The organism is Streptomyces sp. NPDC031225 (assembly GCF_055570355.1).
In genome coordinates this window covers 102,970-126,358 of sequence record NZ_JBVIHJ010000008.1, presented here as the reverse complement: position 1 = coordinate 126,358, position 23,389 = coordinate 102,970, and the positions used below count along the sequence as shown (strand labels likewise).

Here is a 23,389-nt window from a genome sequence, read left to right as displayed (position 1 = left end):
CCCCGTTTCGGTTGATGCGGTCCGGCAAAGGGACCATCCTGGAGCATATGGAGCACGTCTCCGCTACGGCGGTCACCGATGCCGAGGGCATTGTGACGGGGTGGAGCGAGGGCGCCCGGCGGCTGACGGGACACACGGCCGAGGAGGTCGTGGGGCGGGCGGCCCGGGAGCTGCTCGCCGAGGACCCGCCGGGACCGGCCGTGGCGGCGCTGAAGGGCACCGTCGTACTGCGCCGCAGCGACGGGTCCCCGCTCACGCTCACCCTTGATGCGTGTCCCGTCCTGAGCGGCGACGGCACACCGGCCGGGTACGTGATCACCGGCCGGCCGCCCGTTGCCGGCGAACCGACGCTGGCCGGGAAGGCCTTCCAGCAGGCCTCCATGTCCATGTCGATCTTCGACCCCCGACAGCACTACCTGCGCCTCAACGACGTGGCCTGCCGGGGCATGGGGGTGCCGGAGGACGCGCTGCTCGGCCGGTACTTCCCGGACACCGTCGAGGACGCCGAGCACAGCCGGGGTTTCCTGGCCCATCTGCGCCAGGTGGCCGAGACGGGCATGCCGGTGCGCTACGAGAGCTTCACGGGCGCCCCGTCGAGCAACAGGGAGCACGCCTGGACCTTCGACATGTGGCCCGTGCGCGAAGACACCGGGGAGCTGACCGGGGTCGCCCTCGCGGGCTTCGACAGCAGCGAGCAGCACTGGGCCCGGCAGCGGCTGGCCCTGCTGAACGAGGCCGCGGCCAGCATCGGCTCCACCCTGGACGTGGTGCGCACCGCCGAGGAGCTCATCGAACTCATCGTCCCGCGGTACGCCGACTTCGCCAGCGTCGACCTCCTCGAATGGGTCCTCGGCACCGACGAGCCCCCGACCGTGCTGGAAGGCGACATCGTCCTGCGCCGAGTCGCCCACGGCTCCGCCTTCGAAGGCACCCCGGAGGCCGCCGTCCGCTTGGGCGAGGCGGATGTCTACCCGGCCTTCTCCCCGCCCGCGCGGGCACTGCGACAGGGCAGGGCAGCCGTCAGCCAGGCCGGAGAGCCCGACTTCGTGCGCTGGGTCGCAGAACGCAATGCCCGCGCCCCCGCCGGCCGCTCCTACCGCAAGGGCGTCCACTCCATGCTCGCGGTACCGCTCAGGGCCCGCGGCACGACCCTGGGTGTCGTGGTCGCGGTCCGCATCGCACACCCCGACGACTACGGCGGCGACGACGCGACGGTCGGCGAGGAGCTCGCCAGCAGGGCCGCCGTCTGCATCGACAACGCCCGCCGCTTCGCCCGCGAGCGCACCACCGCCCTGGCCCTCCAGAACAGCCTCCTGCCGCGCAGCCTGCCGGGACAGGCGGCGGTCGAGGTCGCCCACCGCTATCTGCCCTGCGGCTCCCTGGCCGGTATCGGCGGTGACTGGTTCGACGTCATTCCGCTCTCCGGCAGCCGCGTCGCCCTCGTGGTCGGCGACGTCGTGGGCCACGGCATCCCGTCCTCGGCGACCATGGGCCGCCTGTGCACGGCCGTGCGCACGCTCGCCGACGTCGACCTGCCGCCCGACGAACTCCTCACCCACCTCGACGACCTGGTCACCCACCTCGCGTCCGACGACCGCCCCGACGACGGGGGCGAGGTCGCCGAGCTCGGCGCCACCTGTCTGTACGCCGTCTACGACCCGGTATCGCGCCTGCTCACCGCGGCCGCCGCCGGGCATCCGCCGCCTGCCGTCGTCCTGCCCGACGGCACCGTGCGGCTCGTCCCCCTGAGCGCCGGACCCCCGCTCGGTGTAGGAGGCCTGCCCTTCGAGGCCACGGAGGTCGAACTGCCCGAGGGCGCCGTCATCGCCCTCTACACCGACGGTCTCATCGAGGACCGGGACCGCGACGTCGACCACGCCACCGACGAACTGTGCCGCGCGCTGACCGCGAGGACCGACACCCTCGACGACCTGTGCGACACGGTCCTCAAGGCCGTACTCCCCGAGGAGCCCGGCGACGACGTTGCCCTCCTGCTCGCCCGTACCCGAGCCCTCGGCGCGGACCGGGTCGCCACCTGGGACGTCGAGCCCGACCCCGCGCACGTCGCCGCCACCCGGCAGGCCGCCACCGAGCAACTCGCCGTCTGGGGACTGGAGGAGGCCTCCTTCGTCACCGAGCTCGTCGTCAGCGAACTGGTCACCAATGCCATCCGCTACGGCGAACCGCCCATTCAGCTACGGCTGATCCGCGACCGCACCCTCATCTGCGAGGTGTCCGACGGCAGTTCCACCTCCCCGCACCTGCGGCGCGCCCACGCCTACGACGAGGGCGGCCGCGGGCTGCTCCTTGTCGCCCAGCTCACCCAGCGCTGGGGGAGCCGGCAGACCGGCAGCGGCAAGACGATCTGGGCCGAACAGTCCCTGGAGCCGCCGGAGTTCTGATCACCGCGGTCACTGGAAGGAGCAGCCGGGGTTCGGCACGTCCTCCGAGTACGGCGACCCGTGCGGCAGGACGTACAGCACCTCAAGGACGAGCGGGGTCGTCCCTTGGTTGCGGCCGAGGTGGATGTCGCCCGGGCCACCCGGCTCACGCACGACCGTGCCCTGCGGGTAGACGCCGTCGACGGCGCAGTCGGCGTGGTAGTGGCTGAGCGTTCCCTGCTTGACGTATCCGTAGACGGGGCCGTCGTGGTAGTGCCAGCCGGTTGCCTGACCCGGCGGAACGGTGATCTCTCTGAGGACGTAGTCGGTGTCGCCCACGGTCTTCTGAGCGATCAGTGTGCCGACCACTCCGGGTCCGGGCGGTGTCGCCCCGGCGGTGCCGCCGGTGGTGAGGACGGTGGCGGTGAGGACCGCGCCGGACACGGCGGTACGGAGCGCGATGCGCATACGGAAGGCCTCCTGGCTTCGAGTGCGTGAGTGCTGACCTGTCGCAGTGGACTTCGGAGTGAACATAGAGGCAGACAAGGGCAGTTGAGGCCTGATTCGGTGGACCGCCCGTGTCCGTCACCCACGGTGTGGAGGCCGGGGCGGCGATGACGCGGATGCCGGACGCGTACGTGACACCCTCCCGCAGCGGCGGCCACCATGGAGGGATGGCGCGACTCAAGGACATCGTCTTCGACTGTGCTCGCCCCGCGGCCACGGCCCGCTTCTGGGCCGCCGCCCTGGACGACTACGCCGTCGCGCCCTACGACGACACGGAACTCGCCCGCCTGCGCTCCCTCGGCATCAGCAGTACCGAGGACGACCCGACCGTGCTGGTCGAGTCGGCGGAGGGCGGACCCCGGCTGTGGTTCCAACTCGTGCCGGAGGCCAAGAGCGTGAAGAACCGTGTGCACCTGGACCTGCTCGCCGTGGACCCGGAGGCGGAGATCCGGCGCCTCACGGCTCTCGGCGCGACGGTCGGGGCCCGGCATCCGCACCACATCGTCCTCACCGATCCCGAGGGAAACGAGTTCTGTCTGGTCCCGGCGGACGGATGACCACGGGGCGACCGCTCAGCGTGAAGTCCGGGCCGCGCCCCCGACGATCATCGCGCCACCGCCGTACTCACCCCGGGGCCCCGAGAACCCCTCCCGGGGATCAGAACTCCTCGTGCACCTCCGGATCCCCGCCCAGGCGCCGGTGCGCACGGTCGCCGATCGCCGCCACCTCGGCCTCGCTCAGCTCGAAGCCGAAGACGTCGAGGTTCGCGCGCTGGCGGTTCCGGTCGCCGGACTTCGGGATGGGCACGGCGCCGAGCTGGATGTGCCAGCGCAGGATCGCCTGGCCGGGGGTGACACCGTGCGCCGTGGCGACAGCGGCCACGGCCGGGTCGTCCAGGAGATCCGAACCCCGGCCCAGCGGGCTCCAGCTCTCGGTGACGATGCCCTTGTCGGCGTGGTACGCGCGCAGTTCGCCCTGCGGGAAGAAGGGGTGCAGTTCGATCTGGTTGACCGACGGCAGGACCCCGGTCTCCTTCTCCAGCCGCTCGATGTGCGCGGCGGTGAAGTTGGAGACCCCGATCGACCGCACGAGACCGTCCTCGCGCAGCTTGATCATGGCCCGCCACGAGTCGACGTACTTGTCCACGCGGGGGAGCGGCCAGTGGATCAGGAACAGGTCCACGTACTCCAGGCCGAGGCGGGCGCGGGACTCCTCGAAGGAGGCCAGGGTCTCATCGTGGCCGTGATGGCGGCCGGGGAGCTTCGTCGTCACGAGGATCTCCTCGCGAGGGACAGCGCTGCCGACCACGCCGCGGCCGACACCGGTCTCGTTGCGGTAGTTCGTCGCGGTGTCGAGGAGCCGGTAGCCGCTCTCCAGCGCGGTGCCGACCGCCCGTTCCGCCTCCGCGTCGTCCATCGGCCAGGTGCCCAGACCGAGCGCGGGGATGGTCGTACCGTCGTTGAGGGTGTGCGTCGGGATGCTGATCACTTCTGGACCTTCCCTTGACTGTGTCGTCCCTTCCCAGCCTCAGGGATGGAGTGCCTGGTGATCAACCGGACGGCACGGGCACCGAAGGAGGAGTTCACCGTCAGAGGGCGTAGGCCGTGCCGCCCTCCGCGGCCAGCGCGGCGGCGATGCTCCGGTGGGCCAGTCGGCGGTCCTCGTCCGGCAGGGGCGGCAGGAGCTCCTCCCAGACCGACAGGAAGGTCCCCCGCATCTGCATCAGCCCGGCCGGCCGGGCGAGCAGCCAGAAGTGGAGGTGGGCGGCTCCGTCGCCCCAGCGGTTGACATGGACGCGCGCGACGCCGTCGAGTCCCAGCACCGCGCGTTCCGCACGCTGGAGGAGGGGGCCGAGTTCGGCCGCACGCTCGGCGGGCAGGTCGGTCAGGTCGTGGTGGCCGCGCGGTTGCAGCATGACGACGGCCGGCAGCCGGGACTCGGAGCCGACCGCGTCCAGCCGCCAGTGGTCGTCCGCCCACAGTGCCTCCTCCACCGGCCTGGCGCAGGTGCGGCAGTCCTCCGGGCCGTCCTCCCCCTGGCGTCCGGGCTCGGGGAGGACGGGCGGCTGGATCGGCTTGACCCGGAAGTCCCCTTCGAAGGGGAAGGTCTCCCAGCCCGCCACCGAGTCGGCCGGCAGGGGCAGCCGTTCGCCCGTGTGCAGGCGGCGCACGAAGGCGCTCGGTTCGTGGGGAGTCGAGGAAACGGTCACGATGGGCAGTCAAGCATGGGTGGCGTGTCCCGCGGGGAGGAGACCGTCACTCTCGTACAGACACAGGCGTGGCGATCGACGGAGCATCCATGACGACGGACAAGGGCACGGCGGAGCGGGTAGCGGGAATCGAGGTGAACCCGGTCGCCGGGCACATCGGAGCGGAGATCACCGGGGTCGACCTGGCCGTCGACCTGGACGATGCGGTGGTCGCCGCGATCCGGGCCGCGGTGCTGCGCTGGAAGGTGGTGTTCTTCCGCGGGCAGAAGCTGGACCACACCGGGCACGTGGCCTTCGCCCGCAGGTTCGGTGAGCCGGTCGTCCTGCGCAAGCGCGGCGGTGCCTCGCCCGCGGACTTCCCGGAGGTCGAGACGACCGCCGACCGGCTGGAGCTGGGCGGGAAGTTCGGCATGGAACACGAGGAGTGGCTGCAACGCCGACGGCACACCCTGCTGCGCGGCTGGCACTGCGACCACGGCGCCCGCGTCGACCCGCCCGCCGCGACGATCCTGCGCGCGGAGACCGTCCCGCCGTACGGCGGCGACACCACCTGGTCAAACCTCGCGGCCGCCTACGCCGGACTGTCAGGCCCGGTGCGGGAGTTCATCGACGGTCTGCGCGTGGAGCACCGGCTCGGCGTCGGCTACCAGCCCCGGCCGGGCGACGACGCCTATGTCCGGCACCTCCTGGACCACCAGGTCGCCTCGCTGCACCCGCTGGTGCGCGTCCACCCCGAGACGGGGGAGCGGATCCTCTTCGTCAACGGCTACTACGTCGAGCAGATCGCCGACCTGTCCCGTGCCGAGAGCCGGGCGATCCTCGACATGCTCCTCGAACAGGCGGTACGGCCCGAGTACACGGTCCGCTTCCGCTGGGAGCCGGGGAGCGTGGCCTTCTGGGACAACCGGGCCACCATTCATCTGGCCCCCAGCGACAACGCCCACCTCGGCTTCCCCCGGACCATGCACCGGGTGATGCTGACGGGGGACGTCCCGGTGGGAGCGGACGGCAAGTCGTCGGAACCGGTCACGGGGACCGAGGTGGGGCGCTGGTGACCTGGCCGGTCGGGAGCGGTGGGCGGGCGCTGCGGGGGGCGGGCCCGTCGGGGCCGGAGGACCGTGACCGGCAGGGTCGGGTGCTCGGGAGTCCGGTGGTGTCAGGGGCGGCCGAGGTCTGTGCCGCACGGGTCGGACGGGAGTCGGGCTGTCCCGGCGGACCGGGACCGGCAGGGCCGCTCACCTGGACCGAGCGACTCCGACCGACCGGGCCCCGCAGTCCGGTGGGTGGGACTGCGGCTCGGGTCCGTCGTACGGAGGTGTCGCGCCCCGCTGGTTCGGTCCGGGCCGGGGCGGGCCCGGTACCGCCCCAGCCGGCCGAGCGTCGTCCTACGCGGCGGGCTGCCAGCCCAGTGCCGGGCCCAGCTTCGTCGCGATGTCGGTGAGGATCTGCACATAGTCCTCGTGCTCGAAGGAGAAGGGCAGCGCGAACGCCACCTCGTCCACCTCACGGAACGCGGCGTGCGCGCGCAGCTGTTCGGTGATCTCCGCGGAGGTACCGACGATATCCGGGGCGAACATCAGCCGCGCCGGACCCTGCGGTGACGCGGTACGAGGGGTGCGCTTCGCCGCGTACTCCTCGTACTTCGTGCGCTGCTGCGGCGACGCCGAGTCGGTGGGGATGACGACGAGTCCCTGCGACACGCGGGCGTCCTCACCGTCCGGGTGGGCGGCGCGGAAGGCGCGGATGTGCGAGAGCTGGATCCCGGCGAAGTCGTACGGCCCCTCGGCGGCCTCCGCCTTGACGACGCTGCTGGTCAGGAAGTTCATGGCGTGCTCACCGGCCCAGCGCGCCGAGCCCAGGCTGCCGCCGCCGTACCAGAGGCGTCGGCCGAGGCCGGGGGAGTGCGGCTGCACGCGGTCGGAGAACACCTCGAATCCCTGCACTCCGCTGAAGTCACTTGCGGGCTTGCCGCGTACGAGGTCCAGCAGCCGCCGCACCCGCTCGTAGGAGAAGTCCTCCGCGTCGGCCGTGTCCGGGTACAGCGCTTCCTTGACCTCGTCGAAGTGCATCGGCGGGCCCACGCTCACACCCGGGTTCACCCGGCCGCCGGACAGGACGTCCACGGTCGCCAGGTCCTCGGCCAGTCGCAGCGGGTTCTCCCAGCCGAGCGGGATGACCGCGGTGCCGAGCTCGATCCGGCTGGTGCGCTGCGAGGCCGCCGCCATGACGGCGACGGGGGACGAGATGCCGTACTGGAGATGGCGGTGGCGCAGCCACGCGCTGTCGAAGCCCAGCCGCTCGCCCAGCTCGATGATCTCCAGGGTGGATTCGTGGCCGCGCCGCGGATCCGCCTCGTCGAACAGGCCGATGGTCAGGAAGCCCAGCTTGCGCAGGGGGCGTGGGGTCGACGGCACGGGTTCCTCCGTGGGTGCTTGATGCATCAAGTAGTACGACGGTGCCAACCCGCCCGTGACATGTGGTGTTCCCGTTTCGCGGGACCGTCGGCGCCGCATCAGACCAGCGGAATCGTCACCTCGTCCTCGACCGGCGGGTCGAGCTCCTGGGCGAGGTTGCCGGTGGCCGCGAAACAGCGCAGACGCACCGCCTCCGGGGTGACGTCCAGACGGAGGAAGCACTTGAAGAACGGGGGGCTGTAGGTCGCCGAGCTCGGCGAGAACAGCTGGGTGTAGATCTTGCGCACCGGGAGCCGGAACCGTGAGGTGCGGCCCGGCCGGCCGCCCGCGCCCAGGAGACTGGCCACCAGGCGGGTGCGGAACGTCACGCGCGCCGCTTCGCCGGGGGTACGGGTCGGCGGGATGCCGAGGCGCTCGGCGATCACCGCGGTGGCCTCGGCCTCGGTGAGGGTGAAGAAGCGACGCAGGTGCAGCCTGCGGCCGTAGAGCCTGCTGTAGAAGGCCAGGGAGTCGCCGCGCAGTGGGTAGCAGCGGAAGTCCTGCTCGGTGACGTTCGCGATCGAGACGTGCGGGATCGTGTGGGTGGCGTGCATGAACGCCCCGCCGCCGCCCGAGACGACGTACTGGATGGTCCTGCCGTCCACGTCGACCGGGTAGCGCTGGTAGTTGTGGATGTCGCCGCCTATCGACGCGACGAAGCGGTGCTCCGGGTCGCGGACGATGTCGTCCACGGTGCCGCCGCCCTCGATGGCGCAGGGGTGGTGTTCGCCGTCCACGTAGAGGGGCGAGCCCGTGATGAGGATCTTGGGGCGAGGTCCCTGGGAGACCTCGCGCAGCCAGGCGCCCTGTTCGGCGTCGATGGTTCCGAGGAGCCCGGTGTCTATGCCGATGATGCGCAGCGGGCCCGCGTCCACAGCCCAGTACGGGCCCGGCTGGACGGTCCGTTGGGCCGGGGCCGCACGCAACTCGCGGGCGCCGTCGAGGTGTTGGCCGTCGTCGGTGCGAGGCCGGTGCCACAGCAGGGAGCGCAGCCAGGCGCGGGTGAGGGGGCGCGGGGCGGGTTCGGGTGCGAGGGGCGGGGCGTCGTCGCAGAAGACGCGCATGAACGCGCCGAGGCCCTCGTACCAGTCGTGGTTGCCGGGTATCGCGTATATCGGCGCCGGATAGTCCTGGTAGGGCCGGTAGAACTTGGTGCCGTAGTCGTCCGCGCTGCCCACCGGGTAGATCACGTCACTGGCGACGACGGCGAACCGGGTGTCCTGACTGATCCTCAGAAACCCTGGCACGACCGCGTATTGGGGGTCGTCGCCCTCGCCGGTGTCGCCGATGACCATGAACGAGAACCGCTGCGGGTCCTCGCGCCGGATCACCTTGTCGGCGGGTGCGCCGGCCGCCGCGCGCTGGGCCACCCAACGGCTTCGGGTACGTCCCGTGGGGTCCCCGAGCCAGGAGGCGACCACGCCGTTGCGGGCGGCCCACAGCGTCTTCGGGTTCAGCCACGAGATCTTCTCGACCTCGGCCGGCATCAGCCGCTTGTATTCGCCGAGTTGGGCGGAGCCCCAGCCGGCGCCTTCGGCGGTATCGCGTGAGGAGTCAGACACCGGTGCACCGTAACAACGATCTAGAACCGGCCGGGAAGGGGGAGTGCCGCACGGCACCGTCCCTCCCGGAAATCACCGGATCCGTGAAGACTTCCGGGGGTGTCCTTCACCTCTGCCGGGTGCGCGGTGCGGCCCACTGCGGATCCTGTTGGGCGGGGCCGACCCGGTCCGCCTGATTCTCGAAGAGGGAGTCGGGCCGCGGCGCGGCGCGCGCCTCCGAGGCGGACTGACGGTTCCAGTCGCCGTCGCCGAGCACGAGCAGCGGGTCGAACATCACGACCACCCCGGCCAGCACGAGGAAGATCACCGGCCCCACGAGCATGGGCAGCAGCAGGGAGGAGGGCGAGTCGCCCGCCCACGACCCGCTGGTCCTGCCGTGTACATGGACGCTGACCGCGGCCATTCCGGTGTAGTGCATCCCGGAGACGGCGACACCCATGATCAGGCTGGCCCCGAGGCTGGTCAGGAAACCCCGGATCGAGACGGCCGCCCACAGCGCCGCCGTCGCCGCGACGATCGCGATCACCACGGAGAGACCGACGACCACAAGGTCGTAGTGAATCGTCCCGTTGAGGTGCAGCGCCGCCATGCCCAGGTAGTGCATGGCCGCCACGCCGAGCCCGGTGATCACGCCCGCGAAGGACAGGTTCAGGGTGCTGGCACCGCGGTAGCCGACGATGAACACACCGATGCCCACCACGACGATCGACACGGCGAGACTGAGCACCGTGAGCCCTGCGTCGTAACGGATCCGGGTCTCCACGACCTGGAAACCGATCATGGCGATGAAGTGCATCGTCCAGATGCCGCAGCCGATCGCGGCCGCGCCGAGTGCCAGCCAGCCGCCCTTCCATGACTGGTTGCCGGGCAGGGTGCGCACGACGCAGCGCAACCCCAGAGCCCCTCCCAGACACGCCATCAGATAGGCGGCGACCGGAGTCACCGCTCCGTAGCGGAACCCGTCGACTGTGCCTTCCATAAGCCAACTCCCCCCAGAGTCTTGGCTGGTTGTGCAGGAAGGGTTACGGCCGGGGATCGCATAAATCAAGCCACTACCGTGGGTAACCGCAGAACTCTCAGGCAGCGTGGTTGAACTTTAGTCACATGAAGGCGAGTTCCGGCCAAGGGAGTCTCTGGGCCTCGCGGGTGTGACAGAGTAGAGCGATTTTCAACATTCCGGTGATGCCGCCGGATCCGCCCGGATCAAGAAAAACGGTTGTCGGTCCGTCGGCGTTCCTGAACGATCCCAGCTCGTGACGACACGCACCGAACATCCCGCCTCCCTCGGCACCCGCCCGCTCGCACTGATCACCGGCGTCGGCCGCACCGTCGGCATCGGCGCCGGCATCGCCGAACGGCTCGCGGCCTCGGGGTGGGACATCGCCTTCACCTACTTCAACCCGTACGACGCCCGCATGGCCTGGGGTGCCGAGGCCGGCGCGACCGAGGCGATCGCCGGGCTCCTGTCCGAGCGGGGCGCGGCCACCACCGCGATCGAGGCGGACCTCGCCGACCCCGGCACTCCGGCCCGGGTCTTCGACGAGGCGGAGCGGCGGCTCGGCCCCGTCACCGCACTCGTGATGAGCCACTGCGAGTCCGTCGACTCCGGTCTGCTCGACACCACCGTCGAGAGTTTCGACCGGCACTTCGCCGTCAACACGCGCGCGACCTGGCTGCTGATCCGCGAGTTCGGCCGCCGCTTCACCGCGGAACCGGGCACCGGCCGGATCATCAGCCTCACCAGCGACCACACCGTGGGCAACCTGCCCTACGGGGCGAGCAAGGGCGCCATGGACCGCATCACCCTGGCCGCCGCCCACGAACTCGCCCACCTCGGCGTCACCGCCAACGCCATCAACCCCGGCCCCGTCGACACCGGTTGGATGACCGAGACGACCCGGACGCACTGTCTCGACGCCACTCCGCTCGGTCGCCTCGGAACCCCGCAGGACACGGCCCACCTCGTGGACTTCCTGTGCTCACGGGAAGGGCAGTGGATCAACGGCCAACTCCGCAAGAGCAACGGCGGATTGGACTGAGCCCTCCCTTCGCCGAGGCCGGCCGGTCCGCCCGCGCGCCGTGCCGTCGCCTCACGCGAGGAACTCGCCCAGCAGGGGCAGCAGTAGAGACGTGCGCTGCATGAGCGCCATGTGGGTGGTGGCCGGCAGGACCGCCAACTGCGCCTCGGGAATCAGGCGTTGCATCTCCGCGGCGTGCTCCGTGCGCACGAAGTCGCTGTCCCCGACGACCAGTAGCGTCGGCGCCCGCAGCCCGCGCAGGTCGTCGGCGGTCCAGGGCAGCGGGGCGTGCGCCGCCGCGGAGACCTTGGCGAGGAAGTCCTGGAAGTGCTCCGGATGCGGTGCGATGGCCGCGTAAGCGTCAGCCATCCGCTGGAAGTCGGCCTGGGTGGGCAACCTGGGGGAGCTGTAGTCCGGGATGCGCACGTCGTCGTGGACACCGTCCTGGGTGTACATGGCTGCGGCGAGCGAGAGCCGTCCGACGCGCTCCGGGTGCCTGACCGCGATCTCCAGCGCGACCAGTCCGCCGAGGCTGAATCCGAGGAAGTCGGCCTGCCGGATGCCGAGTACGTCGAGCAGCGCCACCACGTCGGACGCCAGGTCCGGCACGGTCATCTCGCGGCCGGAGTCTGCGGTGTGCCCGTGCCCCTGGAGCTCGGGAGCCACGACACGACGGTCGGCGGCCAGGGTGGGCAGCACGGCGGCGAAGGTCAGATCCACGGTGAGCCCACCACCGTGCAGCAGGACCAGCGGAGGGTGGTCGTCGAGGTCCGCGCCGTGGATCTCGTAGTACATCTCCAGGCCGTTGACCTTGGCGTGGGCGGAGCTGCTGGACACGGTCATCACATCCGTTCTGCGGGTGTCGTATGTGACGTGGACCCCGCGGAGTCGCGGAACTCATCGCTGCGAAGCGGCCGAGGGACGCGGTCCGCCGCCTCCGCGGCCCGCACCGGCATCTGGCAGGCGTCCCGCCTAGAGCGCCACCACGCGCCCGCTGCGGCCTTGCAGACGGACCGAGGCCAGGGTCCCGCAGACCACGGCCACGCCGAAGAGCGTGCCGCAGGCCGCCGCCGCGGTGCGGACGTCGCCGGCGAGAGCGGCACGCAGGCCGTGCGCGGCCCAGTAGCCGGGGGAGACGGGGGCCACGTCCGCGACCCACGCAGGCAGGACACTGAGCGGGACGAGCGCGCCGCCGACGCTGCTGAGGAGCATGCCGCCGATGTCGTAGGCGGCCGAAAGCTCGCCCATGCTGCGGACGAGAACGCCCAGCAGCGCCCCGAGGCCGAGCAGGGCGCAGCTCCAGCTGAGCAGGACACCCAGCAGCAGGAACGGATGCGCAAGGCGCAGCCCGAACACACCCGTCCCGAAGGCGACGATCACGAGTTGCTGGGCGAGCAGGGCCGTGAGGACGGGGACGGCCTTGCCGAGCAGCAGCTCCGCCGGGTGCAGCGCCGTGCCGCGCAGCCGGTCCCAGGTGTGGCCGAGCCGTTCGGTGAGGATCGCGTTGCCGGAGATGCTGAGCGCGAGCAGCGAGAAGGTGACCAGGGTGCCGACGACCGCCTGTTCGGTACCGGCCGCGCGGCCCTGCGCGGAGAGGTAGAGCGGGCGCAGCAGTGTCATGAAGACCAGGGGGAGGATCATCCGGCTCAGCAGCGGGCCGGGTTCGCGCAGCATCAGGAGCGCGTTGTGGCGTATGAGGACGCCGAGGCGGGTGGCGGACTCACGCGGCGGCACCGGGGGCCTCCGTCCTCTCGGTCGCTGCCTTCTTGACCGCTGCGGATTCCAGGGATCGGTAGAGGTCGTCCAGGTCCGCGCGGCGCACGTCGACGGAGGCGGGCGTGCGACCGGAGGCGATGAGGGCCGCCAGGTCGGCGCCGGGATCCGTCGTCGGTATCCGCAGTTCGGGCTCGGCCGGGTCGGCGAATGAAACCCTGAGCTCGCCGGGGAGACGGCGGGTGAGCTCCTCCTGGGTGCCGCGCGCGATGATCCGGCCGGTCCGGGCGATCGCCAACGTGGCGTCCAGGTCCACGAGTTCGGGCAGGTAGTGGGTGGTGTAGACGACGGCGGCACCGGCCCGGGCACGGGACCTCACGGCGGCCAGCAGGGCCGAGCGGGTCTCCGGATCGGCCCCGGCGGTCGGCTCGTCCAGCAACAGGAGCGGTGGCGAACCGACCATCGCGGTGGCCGCCTGGACCCGTCGGCGCTGCCCGCCGGACAGGACGCCCACGGCCCGGTCCGCCAGGGCCGACAGCTGAAGCTCCTCCAGGACCTGGGTGATCGCGGCGTCACGTTGCCGCCCACGCAGTCCCGCCAGCCCGGCGAACAGCCGCAGGTTCTCCCGCACGGACACGCTGCCGTACAGGGAGGTCTCCTGCGGAGCCACCCCGACGAGCCGCCGCGCGGCCCGCCCGGACCGCAGCGCGTCGTACGTCCCGATGCGGAGCCGGCCAGCGTCGGGCCGCACCAGACCGGTGACGATCTCGACGAAGGTCGTCTTCCCGGCCCCGTTGTGGCCGATCAGCCCCACGATCTCACCGGGCCCGACCGCCAGGTCGAAACCGTCGAGCGCCCGATGCCGGCCGTAGAACTTCACCAACCCGTTCGCCACGAGCATCCGTCCCCGTCCCCTCTTGTATACGGTGTATACGTCTACACTGTAGACCCATGAGTGGCAGGCGGGAAGAGATTCTGGACGCGGCACTGGCCATCGCCGACGAGCGTGGTCTGGAAGCGGTGTCGATGCGCGCACTGGCGGACCGCGTCGGCGTCACGCCGATGGCGCTGTACCGGCACGTCAAGGACAAGGCAGCACTGCTGGACGGCATGGTCGGCCGCCTGCTGTCGGCGTTGCTGCCGTCGGACCCGTCGCAGGAGCGAGCCTGGGACGAACGCCTCAACGCCCTCGCGCACACCTGCAGGCAGGTGACCCAACGTCACCCCTGGGCTGCGCACCTGCTCTTCTCACGCCCCGCCGTCACGCCGGACGCCGTGCGCGCGGTGGACATCATCTACCTGGCCCTGATCGACGCCGGGGTCCCGGAACCGGAAGTGCCCCGCCTGGAGCGGCTGATCAGCACTTTTGTCATCGGCTTCGCCACCTCCGAGGCATCGGGCCGCTTCGCCCCCGGCGCCCTCGATCCGCGCGGCCGCCGCGGTCAGCTTCAGGACAGCGAACTACCCGGCCACAGCAGGCTCGGGCCGTGGCTGGACCTTCCCGTCGACCTCACCGCCGAGTTCGAGGCCGATCTGGCCGACATCCGGCGACTGGTGGTGGGAGCGGCACGGCGGGAGGGGTAGCGGGGGCGGGGTGAGGTGGAGGCCGGGCTGCGGGCGGGGAGAGTCGGCCTCATGTGGCGGGCGCGGACGGGCGGGGACGGGGACGTGCGGGCGGGGACGAGAGGGACTCATGCCGTGGCTACGACGCCTCTACGGCGGCGCCTTGAGCCCCGACGGGCCCGTTGATCCCGGTGAGAAGGCATGGTCACGCTTCCATGGCGGTTTCGCCGGGTCTCGCGGGGACCGTCGGAGGGGGTCGGTGCTCCTGGCCGTCAGGGCTTTCGGGCGAGTCCGCCGTGCTCGGCGACGATCTCCGGGGCGGGCGAACCGGGCTCCGGGCGCCACTGCGTGACCGAAACGACGCCGGGGTCCACGAGTTCCAGGCCGTCGAAGTACCGGGTGATCTGGTCGACCGTGCGCAGGATGTACGGGACGGCGCCGCTGTTGTTGTAGGCGTCCTGGGCCTGCTCGAAGACCGGGTCGATGCCGAGCGATCCGTCGTTGACGCAGAGGTGGCTGCCAGACGGCAGGGCGTCCATCAGCCGGGTGACGATCGAGAGGGCCTGATCGTGGTCGGGGACATGGCCCAGGATGTTGCTGAGGACGAGCGCGACCGGGCGGTCGAAGTCCAGCGTCTCGGCGGCGGCCGCGAGGATGCGGTCCGGATCCGTCGCGTCGGCGTCGATGTAGGCGGTGGCGCCCTCGTGGGTGGAGTAGAGCAGGGCGCGCGCGTGGGCCAGGACCATCGGGTCGTTGTCGACGTAGACGATCCGTGCCTCGGGGGCGATCCCCTGGGCGACCTGGTGGGTGTTCTGGGCGGTCGGAAGGCCGGTGCCGACGTCCAGGAACTGCCGGATTCCCGCCTCGGCGACCAGGTAGGTGATGGTGCGGCGCAGGAAGGCGCGGCTGCCGCGGGCAATGGTGACGATGCCGGGGAAGACATCGGTGTAGGCGTCGCCGGCCGCCTCGTCGACGGGATAGTTGTCCTTGCCGCCGAGCCAGTAGTTCCAGATCCGGGCGGAGTGCGGCACCGAGGTGTCGATCTTCGGATGCTCCGCTGGTCCGGGCGTCGTCACCGGTTCGGTCATGAGTCGGGTCCGTCCTTCAGCCGGGCGTCGGTCGGTCAGGGCTCAACCTATGTCCCAACACCCGCTGCCCGCTCACCAGTTCGCGTTTTCTCGGCGGCGGGATCTTCGCCTCGTGCGACGACGGCGCCGCCGCGCGCCCGGCCTGACGCCCGCGTGGTCCCGGACGGAGGACCGTGACGACGGAGGACCGTGACGATGGAGGACCGCTGCGACGGAGGACCGCGGCGACCGTGGCTCTCGACGACTCTGGTTCGCACCGTCGGTGGGCAGCGATTCTCAGCCGCCGCGACGCGTCCGGGCTGCCTTGCGGGCCTCGGCGAGCTTGCGGGCCTCGCCTGCCTTCCGCGACTTGCCGCCGGTCCCGCCGGAGGCGTCCTTGCTGGTGCCCAGACCCCGGAAGGGGGCGTTGGTGTTCTTGGGCCGGGCTGCGGCGGGCCCACTGTCGAGCGGCCTGCCGGACGGAGCCCTTGCGCCGGTGATGCGGCTCAGCTCCGCCTCGCCCGAGCGCACCTTGGTGACGGTCGGCTCGACACCGGCCTCGGCCATCACCCGGCTCGTCTCGCGACGCTCACCCGACAGCACCAGGGTGACGACCTTTCCCGACTCACCCGCCCGGGCGGTGCGACCGGCGCGGTGCAGATAGTCCTTGGGATCGGTGGGCGGGTCGACGTTGACGACGAGATCGAGGTCGTCGATGTGCAGCCCACGGGCCGCGACGTTGGTCGCCACCAGAACGGTGACCTGGCCGTCCTTGAACTGCGCGAGGGTGCGCGTGCGTTGCGGCTGCGACTTGCCGCTGTGCAACGCCGCGGCGTGCACCCCGCTGGCCCGCAGGTGCCGGGTGAGCTGGTCGACGGCGTGCTTGGTGTCCAGGAACAGCAGGACGCGGCCGTCGCGGGCGGCGATCTCCGTGGTGACGGCGTACCGGTCGGGGCCGTGGACGACCAGGACGTGGTGGTCCATCGTCGTGACCGTGTTCGCGGACGGGTCGACCGAGTGGACGACGGGATCGTGGAGGTAATGGGAGACGAGGTGGTCGACGTCGCGGTCCAGGGTGGCTGAGAACAGCATCCGCTGACCGTCGGGTCGTACCTGGTCGAGCACCTCGGTGACCTGCGGCAGGAAGCCCATGTCGCACATCTGGTCGGCCTCGTCGATGACGGCGATCCGTACCCGTCCCAGGCGGCAGGCCTTGCGCTCGACGAGGTCGTGCAGCCGGCCGGGGGTGGCGACGACGACCTCGGCCCCGTCGCGCAGCGCGGCGATCTGCCGGCCGATCGACATGCCGCCGACCACCGTCGCCATCCGCAGCCGCAGTGCCTCGGCGTACGGCGCGAGTGCCTCGGTGACCTGTTGGGCCAGCTCTCGGGTGGGCACCAGGACCAGGGCGAGAGGCTGCTTGGCCTCCGCGCGCTGCCCGGCCGTCCGCGCGAGCAGCGGCAGACCGAAGGCGAGCGTCTTCCCCGACCCGGTGCGCCCGCGTCCCAGGACGTCGCGCCCCGCGAGAGCGTCGGGCACCGTGGCCGCCTGGATCGGGAAGGGCTCGTGCACGCCGAGTGCGGTGAGGGTTCGCAGTACCTCGGCCGGGAGGTTCAGTTCGGCGAAGGAACCGACCGGGGGTGCTGGGTGGGCGGCGTTCGCCGACTGGGCGGGGTCGGGGTGGTCCATGAAGGGCCTTCCGCGTGAGGGACGTACCGAGGAAGGCCCGGCAGGAACGTGCGTCCGCAAGGAGCGCGCAAATATCAGATGCTAACACAAAGTGACGACCCGGTGTCGTCGGACCGGGCCGACCGGCCGCTCCGCCGACGCCTCCGGCCGGCCTCGGAAGCTTAGGGAGGCGACGGTGTGGCCGAGGGCCGGGACCATGCTGTCGCCGTGGGCGAACCCGTTCACGCCTGTTCTCTCGAGGACTGAGATCGACATCCCGTCGGTCGACTCGCTCCGCCTCTCCGACACGAGGCCGCTCAAGGCCGCAGGGCACTCGCACGCACCGCTGTTCCTGTTCGGCTTCGGGCGTCGGCATGAATCGCCGCTCCTGCCGGACGGGCGTCCGCATGAACTGCCGCTCCTGCCCGGCTCCCGGCTCCCGCCGATCGGCCCGACGGTCACCGAGCGGTCGTTGGACCGACAAGAGCGGCCCCTGGACCGCCACTTGGCCCCTGGACCGCGACTTGCCCCCAGACCGCCACTTGACCACCGAGCCGACGGAGTCCCCACTCGGTCCGGGCGTACGGAGCCCTGTCTAGAACGTGCGCTTGAGCAGGTCGAGCAGCGCGACCCAGTGCCGCTCGTCGCCCGCGGCGTCGTACGCGGAGGTGTCGGCCTGGGTGTAACCGTGGTGGGCGCCGGAGTACACCTCGGACCGGTGACGGACCCCGGCCGCCGTCAGTGCGGCGTCGAGACGCTCCATCTGCTCGGGAGGCATCGAGGCGTCCTCGTCGGCGTGACCGAAGTACACCTCGGCGGTGATGTGCTCGGCCGCCAGGTGCGGGCTGTCCGGGGCATCGGTCGCCAGGCCGCCGCCGTGGAAACCGGCCGCCGCGGCCACCCGGTCCGGATACGCGCCGGCGGTGCGCAGGGCCAGCCGGGCGCCCATGCAGTAGCCCGTGACGGCGACCGGACCGTCGGCGACCTCCGGGCGTTCCGCCAGCCACCGCAGATACGCGTCGGCGTCCCGCATCGCGAGTTCGGGCGTCAGCGACTGCATGACCGGAACGATCTTCTCGAAGATCTCCGGCCGCGCGGCGGGGTCGATGAACTCGGGCAGCTCGAAGACCGGTGCGCGCCCGTGCCGGTAGAACACGTTGGGCACCAGGACCGTGTAGCCGGCCTCGGCGAGCCGGTCCGCCATCGACCTCAGATGGGGCCGCAGCCCGAACGCGTCCTGGTAGAGCAGGACCGCCGGGCGGGGCTCCCCGTCGACGGGGTGGACGAGATAGGCGTCGGCGGTGCCGTCCTGGGTGAGGATGTCGACCGCGGTTCCCTGTACGGAGGTCATTGGGGGTGCCTCTCTGCGCATACGACGGCGAGCAGGTCGCCGGCCCGGCGGAACCGGGCCGGGCACATGGTTGCACGCACCATCCAACGGGCCGTCGCAGCCCCCACCGACTTGAGGGCGCCTTTACTCGAACCGGCTGGTGTCGCCCGCCCCGTGCCGCACGATCTCCGCCTCGCCGCTCGAGAAGTCGATCACCGTCGTCGGTTCGGTGCCGCAGTCCCCGGAGTCGACGACCCCGTCCAGCACATGGTCGAGGCGGTCCTTGATCTCCCAGCCCTGGGTCATCGGTTCCTCCTCGTCGGGCAGCAGCAGGGTGCTCGACAGCAGAGGTTCGCCGAGCTCGGCGAGCAGTGCCTGTGTGACGACGTGGTCGGGGATGCGCACGCCGACCGTCTTCTTCTTCGGGTGCTGGAGCATGCGGGGCACCTCCTTCGTCGCCGGGAGGATGAAGGTGTAACTGCCGGGCGTCGACGCCTTGATGGCGCGGAACACGTCCTTGTCGACCCGTACGAACTGGCCGAGCTGCGCGAAGTCCTGGCAGACCAGGGTGAAGTGGTGCCGGTCGTCCAGATGCCGGATGGTCCGGATCCGGTCGATGCCGTCACGGCTGCCCAGCCGGCACCCGAGCGCGTAGCAGGAGTCCGTCGGATACGCGATCAGCGCGTCCGACCGGATGCTCTCGGCGATCTGGGAGATGGTGCGGGGTTGCGGGTTGTCGGGGTGCACGTCGAAGTACTTCGCCATCCGCCGAGCTTATGCCGTCGCCGCAGGGCGATGACGCAGGCCGGGGTGGTGGCGTCGCCTGCCACCGGCAGGTACGTGCGGCGACGTCGCGATCTCGCCGCTGATCCCGCCTTGCTGCCAGGGCTGCCAGGGCAGCCTGGATAAGCAGGGCAGTTGGCGGCGTCATCGGTCGCCCTCGCCCTTCATCGCCCCGACCGGGTTGAGTCTCCCCCAGGGGGAGATCGCAGGATGAGGTCATGGACGACGGCGCAACGATGTACTCGATCGGTGAACTGGCCCGGCGGACCGGGCTGACGGTCAAGACGATCCGCTTCTACTCCGATCACGGCATCGTGACTCCGGCCGACCGCACCCCCGCCGGTTACCGCCGCTACGGTCCCGAGGCCGTCGCCCGGCTCGCCTTCGTACGGACGCTGCGTGAACTCGGCCTCGGCCTCGACGCGGTCCGGCAGATCCTCGACCGCGAGCCGGCCCTGGGGGAGATCGCCGCACAGCACGCGGCGGCACTGGACGCGCAGATCGCCCACCTGCGGCTCAGGCGCGCGGTGCTCACCGCCGTGGCACGACGCAGGCCCACTCCCGAGGAGACGCATCGCATGTATGAACTGGCCCGACTTCCCGAAGCCGAACGCCGGCGCCTGGTCGACGACTTCCTCGACGCCGTCTTCGACGATTCAGGCAGCGAGGCGATCCGGCAGTCCATGACACCGCACCTGTCCGACCGGCCCACGGAGGAACAACTGCAGGCCTGGGTCGAGTTGGCCGAACTGGCCCTCGACCCCGACTTCAGGACAGACCTCCGGCGCACGGTGCGGGCACACCGCTCCGACGGCTCCGCGCCGCCCCGCCCGGACGTCGTGGCCCTCGCCCTGCACCACGCGGAACCGGCCCTCGCCGAGGGCATTCCGCCGGAGTCGCCCGATGCCGATCCCGTGGTGACAGCGCTGACCGCACACTGCGCCCGCACCCTCGACCGCCCCGACGACACCGCGCTCCACCGTCACCTGCTGAACCGCCTGGAAACCGCGCACGATCCGCGCAGGGAGCGGTACGTCGAACTCCTGGCCGTCATCAACGTGTGGCCCGCGCCGGTCCCCCTCACCGCGGCCCTCGCGTGGTCCACCACGGCACTGCGCGTACGGACGGCCTCATGACTCGGCCTCGTCACCGACCCCCTCGTCACCGACCCCCGCACGGGCCGGTCCGAGCGATCACCTACGCTCCCGCCATGGACCGGACCGCCGTACGACTGCACGTGCCCGCGACGCCCACAGCCCCGGCACTCGAACTACGGCCCTGGCGGCCGGAGGACGCCGCGGAACTGGCCGTCCTGCACCGGGACGAGGCGCTGCGCCGTTGGCTGCGTTCCGTCGTTGACGACGAGGCGGGGGCCGAGCGGTGGGTGCGGGCGCAGCGACGGGGATGGCGGGAGGGCGAGCGGTTCGCCTTCGCGGTCGTGGAGCCTCGGCGGCAACAGCAACAGCAACAGCAACAGCAACAGCAACAGCAACAGCAACAGCAACAGCAACCGCAACAACAGGGGCAACCGCACGAGGACCCTCCGGCTGCCGACGGACCGATCGTGGGCCACGCCGTCCTCAAGCGTCCGGCCCCCGGCAGCCCGTCGGCCGAGGTGGGCTACTGGACCGCAGGGCACGCGCGCGGCAGGGGAGTGGCTTCCCGGGCCCTCGACGCGCTGACCTCCTGGGCCTCGACGACGTTCGCCGGGGACGGACTCGTCCGTCTCGAACTCCTGCACAGCACGGGCAACACCGCCTCCTGCCGAGTGGCCCAGAAATGCGGATACCCCCTCTCCGCCCACCTGCCCGCGACGCCCCCGCGGTTTCCTCTCGACGGACACCTCCACACACACGCCCTCCACACGTGAGCGCGTCCGGCCGAACGCCCGTCCGCCGCACGTGAGGTAACGTCCCGAGCGGTGTGCCGGGGTGGGTGCGAGGGGCAAGGAAAAGGGTGACGTGGCAGGCCAGGAGAGCGGCTCCCGAGGGAGCGGGGCGGCGGACGCCGGCTCCCCGACGTGGGCGCAGGAGCTACTCGACCATCTGCGGCCGACGGGACGTGACGTCCGCCGGATCGTCGCCTGGCTCGCGGAGACGCTGGACGGCACGGCCTCACTCCAGGACGACACCGGAACCCTCGTCGCCGGGACGCGCATGCCGCTGGACGAGGGGCTGGTCGTGGACATCCTCGCCGGGCGCATCGCCTCCGCGGCCACGGCGGACGAGGACACCCACCTGCGTCTGGTCAGGGTCGAGCACCCGGACTCGGAGGCCGCCGGAGTGCTCGCGGTGGCCCGCCGGACCCCGTTCGACCGGCGTGCCTCCGACGTCCTCACGCATTCCGCCCAGGTCCTCGAACTGCTGCTGCGCGCCCGGGAGACGACCGCGGCCGGACAGCGGCTGCGGCAGGCCACGTCCGATCTGCGCCTGGCCATACTCCAGTTGCTCATGGTGGAGGACACCGTCTCGGCGCGCCGCGTCGCCGCGGGACTGTGGCCGGGTCTGCTCGACACGGACACGGCGTGCGTCTACGTCCTCGAAGGGGACGCCTCGGAACGCGACCGGCTCACGGAGGAGTGCCTCGGTGTGACCGGCGAGCACGCACTCGTGGTGCGCTGCCCGGCGATGGACGGACACGTCATCATCGTGACCACGGTGGACGCCGCGGGTGAGGACCTGCGTTCAGTCGTCGACCGCAATCCCGGCACCCTGCTCGGCGGCAGCGCCCGCCAGAGCCTCGCCAGGACCGCCACCGCGTACGGGCAGGCGGTGAGCGCCCTCGCCGTGGCGCGCGTACGGCCGGACAGGGCGGCCGTCTACGCCGAACGCAACCACCCCGAGCGCCTTATGGACCCCGTCGCGCTGCGCGAGTGGACCGCCGCGGTGCTGCGGCCGCTCGACACCCTGCCGCACCACACCCGGGCCGAGCTGCTCGTCACCACACGCCTCGGCCTGGAGTTCACCGCGGTGAACGCCGCGAAGATCCTCGGTGTCAGCCGCAACACGGTCCGCGCCCGGATGGACCGCGTCGAGTCCCTGCTGCACACCGACTTCACCGATCTCACCGTCCGCGCGACCGTCCACCTGGCCCTGAGCACCCAGGTCAGTCTGGCGGACGGACAGGGCGGCGACGGGTCGCGGCGGGTGTGCGCCCGGCTGGGAGACCTGCTGGCCGGACCCGCGCTGGAGACCTGGGCGCGGGAGCTGTTGGGGCGCTTGGACAGCGACGCCCGTGACCTGCGCCGCACCCTGCGCAGCTGGATCGCCGAGGGCGGCAACGCGGAACGGGCCGCGCAGGCGCTGGCCGTCCACGCGCAGACCGTGCGCGAGCACGTCCGCAGCGCCGAACCGGTCCTGGAACGCCGGCTGATCGCCTCCGGCGGCGATCTCTACGAGGTCGTCCTGGCCCATCTGGCCACCGGCGCCCTCGAACATCCCGTCCTGCTCCGGGACGATCCGGGCCATCCGGACGCAACTGTGCACGGGTGAGTCCTGTGCTCCGCACAGCGGGCATCGCCGCGATTCACAAGTGTCCGCAGGCAACGTAAGTTCGGTGCACCGCGGGGGGAGCGACCGGAACGGGGGACCGGTCGGCCCCCTGCGGGCTTCTCCAGCGGGGACCTCGCCCGGACCGCCGGAAGACGATCAGTACGGCGCCCCCCCCGGTCGGCCCGGACAGTGCGGGCGGCCGGGCGCGTTGCCCGAGGGCCCGCCTGGGGGCTCGTTTTTTTCCGGCACCGGGTGGACTGACCCGCGTGTGACGGGTACTCGTCCTGCTCCGGAACGACCACCGCAGGAGGAGGCCGGAATGACCAGCAGTACGGAGACCGGCAGCGCGACAGGTACGCCGGACAAGGACCACAACCTGATCTGGTACGTGGAGGCGTGTCTGAGCAACGCGCTGCGGCTGGAGAGTTACATCCAGGACGCGGAGCGCGGCAAGGACACCGAGGTGGCCGACCTGTTCCGCAGGGCGCAGGCGGACAGCCGCAAGGGCGCCGAGATCGGCAAGGGGCTGCTGCGCGCACGACTGAACGGCGGCTGACCCCGTGGGGGGGGGGGGGGGGGGGGGGGGGGGGGGGGGGGAGGAACGCCACGAAAGCAGCGTTCCCCGTTGGCCTCCGCCATCCCGA

Annotated in this window: 22 protein-coding genes; 9 read left to right on the top strand and 13 right to left on the bottom strand. The window is 71.5% G+C overall.

Features of this window, described 5'->3' with window-relative positions; genetic code table 11:
• Positions 1 to 47 precede the first annotated feature (47 nt).
• On the top strand, positions 48 to 2,402 hold the full coding sequence (locus ACZ48Z_RS15975) for a SpoIIE family protein phosphatase (RefSeq protein WP_468736439.1): 2,355 nt from the start codon (positions 48 to 50) through the stop codon (positions 2,400 to 2,402).
• A 9-nt stretch (positions 2,403 to 2,411) separates the two neighbouring features.
• Here the strand turns inward: ACZ48Z_RS15975 and ACZ48Z_RS15970 are convergent, their stop codons facing one another.
• Positions 2,412 to 2,849, bottom strand: coding sequence for a cupin domain-containing protein (locus ACZ48Z_RS15970; protein WP_468736438.1), 438 nt, complete (start codon positions 2,847 to 2,849; stop codon positions 2,412 to 2,414).
• A gap of 206 nt (positions 2,850 to 3,055) precedes the next feature.
• Here ACZ48Z_RS15970 and ACZ48Z_RS15965 point away from each other — a divergent pair, with 206 nt between their 5' ends.
• On the top strand, positions 3,056 to 3,445 hold the full coding sequence (locus tag ACZ48Z_RS15965) for a VOC family protein (RefSeq protein WP_468736628.1): 390 nt from the start codon (positions 3,056 to 3,058) through the stop codon (positions 3,443 to 3,445).
• Positions 3,446 to 3,545: 100 nt separating this feature from the next.
• Here the strand turns inward: ACZ48Z_RS15965 and ACZ48Z_RS15960 are convergent, their stop codons facing one another.
• Positions 3,546 to 4,376, bottom strand: coding sequence for an aldo/keto reductase (locus ACZ48Z_RS15960; protein ID WP_468736437.1), 831 nt, complete (start codon positions 4,374 to 4,376; stop codon positions 3,546 to 3,548).
• Between the two features lie 100 nt (positions 4,377 to 4,476).
• Positions 4,477 to 5,097: a hypothetical protein gene (locus ACZ48Z_RS15955; protein ID WP_468736436.1), complete on the bottom strand. Its 621-nt coding sequence runs from the start codon at positions 5,095 to 5,097 to the stop codon at positions 4,477 to 4,479.
• An 89-nt stretch (positions 5,098 to 5,186) separates the two neighbouring features.
• Between ACZ48Z_RS15955 and ACZ48Z_RS15950 the strand changes: the two genes are divergently transcribed.
• Entirely contained in the window at positions 5,187 to 6,152 is a 966-nt protein-coding gene (locus tag ACZ48Z_RS15950; RefSeq protein WP_468736435.1) for a TauD/TfdA dioxygenase family protein, read from the top strand.
• 330 nt (positions 6,153 to 6,482) lie between these two features.
• Here ACZ48Z_RS15950 and ACZ48Z_RS15945 read toward each other — a convergent pair whose 3' ends face one another.
• The 3 genes from ACZ48Z_RS15945 to ACZ48Z_RS15935 all read right to left on the bottom strand — a co-directional run bounded on the left by ACZ48Z_RS15945 (position 6,483) and on the right by ACZ48Z_RS15935 (position 10,091).
• Complete coding sequence (locus tag ACZ48Z_RS15945) at positions 6,483 to 7,511, bottom strand: LLM class flavin-dependent oxidoreductase (RefSeq protein WP_468736434.1); 1,029 nt, start codon at positions 7,509 to 7,511, stop codon at positions 6,483 to 6,485.
• 98 nt (positions 7,512 to 7,609) lie between these two features.
• Positions 7,610 to 9,112, bottom strand: a complete 1,503-nt coding sequence (locus ACZ48Z_RS15940; protein ID WP_468736433.1) for a metallophosphoesterase family protein — start codon at positions 9,110 to 9,112, stop codon at positions 7,610 to 7,612.
• Between the two features lie 106 nt (positions 9,113 to 9,218).
• Complete coding sequence (locus ACZ48Z_RS15935) at positions 9,219 to 10,091, bottom strand: MHYT domain-containing protein (RefSeq protein WP_468736432.1); 873 nt, start codon at positions 10,089 to 10,091, stop codon at positions 9,219 to 9,221.
• Positions 10,092 to 10,365: 274 nt separating this feature from the next.
• On the opposite strand from ACZ48Z_RS15935, the gene ACZ48Z_RS15930 reads away from it, so the two are divergent.
• On the top strand, positions 10,366 to 11,151 hold the full coding sequence (locus ACZ48Z_RS15930; RefSeq protein ID WP_468736431.1) for an SDR family oxidoreductase: 786 nt from the start codon (positions 10,366 to 10,368) through the stop codon (positions 11,149 to 11,151).
• A gap of 51 nt (positions 11,152 to 11,202) precedes the next feature.
• Here ACZ48Z_RS15930 and ACZ48Z_RS15925 read toward each other — a convergent pair whose 3' ends face one another.
• The 3 genes from ACZ48Z_RS15925 to ACZ48Z_RS15915 all read right to left on the bottom strand — a co-directional run bounded on the left by ACZ48Z_RS15925 (position 11,203) and on the right by ACZ48Z_RS15915 (position 13,744).
• Positions 11,203 to 11,973 (bottom strand): alpha/beta fold hydrolase, encoded by a 771-nt coding sequence (locus tag ACZ48Z_RS15925; RefSeq protein WP_468736430.1) that lies wholly within the window; start codon positions 11,971 to 11,973, stop codon positions 11,203 to 11,205.
• Between the two features lie 129 nt (positions 11,974 to 12,102).
• Positions 12,103 to 12,864 carry an ABC transporter permease gene (locus ACZ48Z_RS15920; RefSeq protein ID WP_468736429.1) on the bottom strand — a complete coding sequence of 254 codons (762 nt, stop codon included), beginning with the start codon at positions 12,862 to 12,864 and terminating at the stop codon, positions 12,103 to 12,105.
• Positions 12,851 to 13,744: an ABC transporter ATP-binding protein gene (locus ACZ48Z_RS15915; RefSeq protein ID WP_468736428.1), complete on the bottom strand. Its 894-nt coding sequence runs from the start codon at positions 13,742 to 13,744 to the stop codon at positions 12,851 to 12,853. Before ACZ48Z_RS15915 ends, ACZ48Z_RS15920 begins: the two co-directional genes overlap by 14 nt.
• A gap of 50 nt (positions 13,745 to 13,794) precedes the next feature.
• Here ACZ48Z_RS15915 and ACZ48Z_RS15910 point away from each other — a divergent pair, with 50 nt between their 5' ends.
• Complete coding sequence (locus ACZ48Z_RS15910; protein ID WP_468736427.1) at positions 13,795 to 14,427, top strand: TetR/AcrR family transcriptional regulator; 633 nt, start codon at positions 13,795 to 13,797, stop codon at positions 14,425 to 14,427.
• Between the two features lie 251 nt (positions 14,428 to 14,678).
• On the opposite strand, the gene ACZ48Z_RS15905 is transcribed toward ACZ48Z_RS15910, so the two are convergent.
• The 4 genes from ACZ48Z_RS15905 to ACZ48Z_RS15890 form a co-directional block, all read right to left on the bottom strand.
• Complete coding sequence (locus tag ACZ48Z_RS15905; RefSeq protein ID WP_468736426.1) at positions 14,679 to 15,494, bottom strand: SAM-dependent methyltransferase; 816 nt, start codon at positions 15,492 to 15,494, stop codon at positions 14,679 to 14,681.
• 276 nt (positions 15,495 to 15,770) lie between these two features.
• Positions 15,771 to 17,162: a DEAD/DEAH box helicase gene (locus ACZ48Z_RS15900; protein WP_468736425.1), complete on the bottom strand. Its 1,392-nt coding sequence runs from the start codon at positions 17,160 to 17,162 to the stop codon at positions 15,771 to 15,773.
• Between the two features lie 574 nt (positions 17,163 to 17,736).
• Positions 17,737 to 18,492: a dienelactone hydrolase family protein gene (locus tag ACZ48Z_RS15895; protein WP_468736424.1), complete on the bottom strand. Its 756-nt coding sequence runs from the start codon at positions 18,490 to 18,492 to the stop codon at positions 17,737 to 17,739.
• Between the two features lie 123 nt (positions 18,493 to 18,615).
• Entirely contained in the window at positions 18,616 to 19,236 is a 621-nt protein-coding gene (locus tag ACZ48Z_RS15890; RefSeq protein ID WP_468736423.1) for an L-threonylcarbamoyladenylate synthase, read from the bottom strand.
• 236 nt (positions 19,237 to 19,472) lie between these two features.
• Here ACZ48Z_RS15890 and ACZ48Z_RS15885 point away from each other — a divergent pair, with 236 nt between their 5' ends.
• From ACZ48Z_RS15885 to ACZ48Z_RS15870, 4 genes are all read left to right on the top strand, one after another.
• Complete coding sequence (locus tag ACZ48Z_RS15885) at positions 19,473 to 20,390, top strand: MerR family transcriptional regulator (protein ID WP_468736422.1); 918 nt, start codon at positions 19,473 to 19,475, stop codon at positions 20,388 to 20,390.
• Between the two features lie 74 nt (positions 20,391 to 20,464).
• Positions 20,465 to 21,124, top strand: a complete 660-nt coding sequence (locus ACZ48Z_RS15880; protein ID WP_468736421.1) for a GNAT family N-acetyltransferase — start codon at positions 20,465 to 20,467, stop codon at positions 21,122 to 21,124.
• A gap of 91 nt (positions 21,125 to 21,215) precedes the next feature.
• The gene (locus tag ACZ48Z_RS15875; RefSeq protein ID WP_468736420.1) at positions 21,216 to 22,745 is read left to right on the top strand and encodes a helix-turn-helix domain-containing protein; all 1,530 of its coding nucleotides are present in this window, start codon (positions 21,216 to 21,218) and stop codon (positions 22,743 to 22,745) included.
• 319 nt (positions 22,746 to 23,064) lie between these two features.
• Positions 23,065 to 23,301, top strand: coding sequence for a hypothetical protein (locus ACZ48Z_RS15870; RefSeq protein ID WP_468736419.1), 237 nt, complete (start codon positions 23,065 to 23,067; stop codon positions 23,299 to 23,301).
• Positions 23,302 to 23,389: the final 88 nt, after the last annotated feature.

What these genes read in the sequence shown, in the direction of transcription:
- ACZ48Z_RS15950 (WP_468736435.1), top strand. Translation starts at nt 5,187, where the DNA reads ATGACGACGGACAAGGGCACGGCGGAGCGGGTAGCGGGAATCGAGGTG.
- ACZ48Z_RS15905 (WP_468736426.1), bottom strand. Translation starts at nt 15,494, where the DNA reads ATGACCGAACCGGTGACGACGCCCGGACCAGCGGAGCATCCGAAGATC.
- ACZ48Z_RS15915 (WP_468736428.1), bottom strand. Translation starts at nt 13,744, where the DNA reads ATGCTCGTGGCGAACGGGTTGGTGAAGTTCTACGGCCGGCATCGGGCG.
- ACZ48Z_RS15880 (WP_468736421.1), top strand. Translation starts at nt 20,465, where the DNA reads ATGGACCGGACCGCCGTACGACTGCACGTGCCCGCGACGCCCACAGCC.
- ACZ48Z_RS15900 (WP_468736425.1), bottom strand. Translation starts at nt 17,162, where the DNA reads ATGGACCACCCCGACCCCGCCCAGTCGGCGAACGCCGCCCACCCAGCA.
- ACZ48Z_RS15895 (WP_468736424.1), bottom strand. Translation starts at nt 18,492, where the DNA reads ATGACCTCCGTACAGGGAACCGCGGTCGACATCCTCACCCAGGACGGC.
- ACZ48Z_RS15970 (WP_468736438.1), bottom strand. Translation starts at nt 2,849, where the DNA reads ATGCGCATCGCGCTCCGTACCGCCGTGTCCGGCGCGGTCCTCACCGCC.
- ACZ48Z_RS15975 (WP_468736439.1), top strand. Translation starts at nt 48, where the DNA reads ATGGAGCACGTCTCCGCTACGGCGGTCACCGATGCCGAGGGCATTGTG.
- ACZ48Z_RS15965 (WP_468736628.1), top strand. Translation starts at nt 3,056, where the DNA reads ATGGCGCGACTCAAGGACATCGTCTTCGACTGTGCTCGCCCCGCGGCC.
- ACZ48Z_RS15890 (WP_468736423.1), bottom strand. Translation starts at nt 19,236, where the DNA reads ATGGCGAAGTACTTCGACGTGCACCCCGACAACCCGCAACCCCGCACC.
- ACZ48Z_RS15925 (WP_468736430.1), bottom strand. Translation starts at nt 11,973, where the DNA reads ATGACCGTGTCCAGCAGCTCCGCCCACGCCAAGGTCAACGGCCTGGAG.
- ACZ48Z_RS15910 (WP_468736427.1), top strand. Translation starts at nt 13,795, where the DNA reads ATGAGTGGCAGGCGGGAAGAGATTCTGGACGCGGCACTGGCCATCGCC.
- ACZ48Z_RS15935 (WP_468736432.1), bottom strand. Translation starts at nt 10,091, where the DNA reads ATGGAAGGCACAGTCGACGGGTTCCGCTACGGAGCGGTGACTCCGGTC.
- ACZ48Z_RS15870 (WP_468736419.1), top strand. Translation starts at nt 23,065, where the DNA reads ATGACCAGCAGTACGGAGACCGGCAGCGCGACAGGTACGCCGGACAAG.
- ACZ48Z_RS15885 (WP_468736422.1), top strand. Translation starts at nt 19,473, where the DNA reads ATGGACGACGGCGCAACGATGTACTCGATCGGTGAACTGGCCCGGCGG.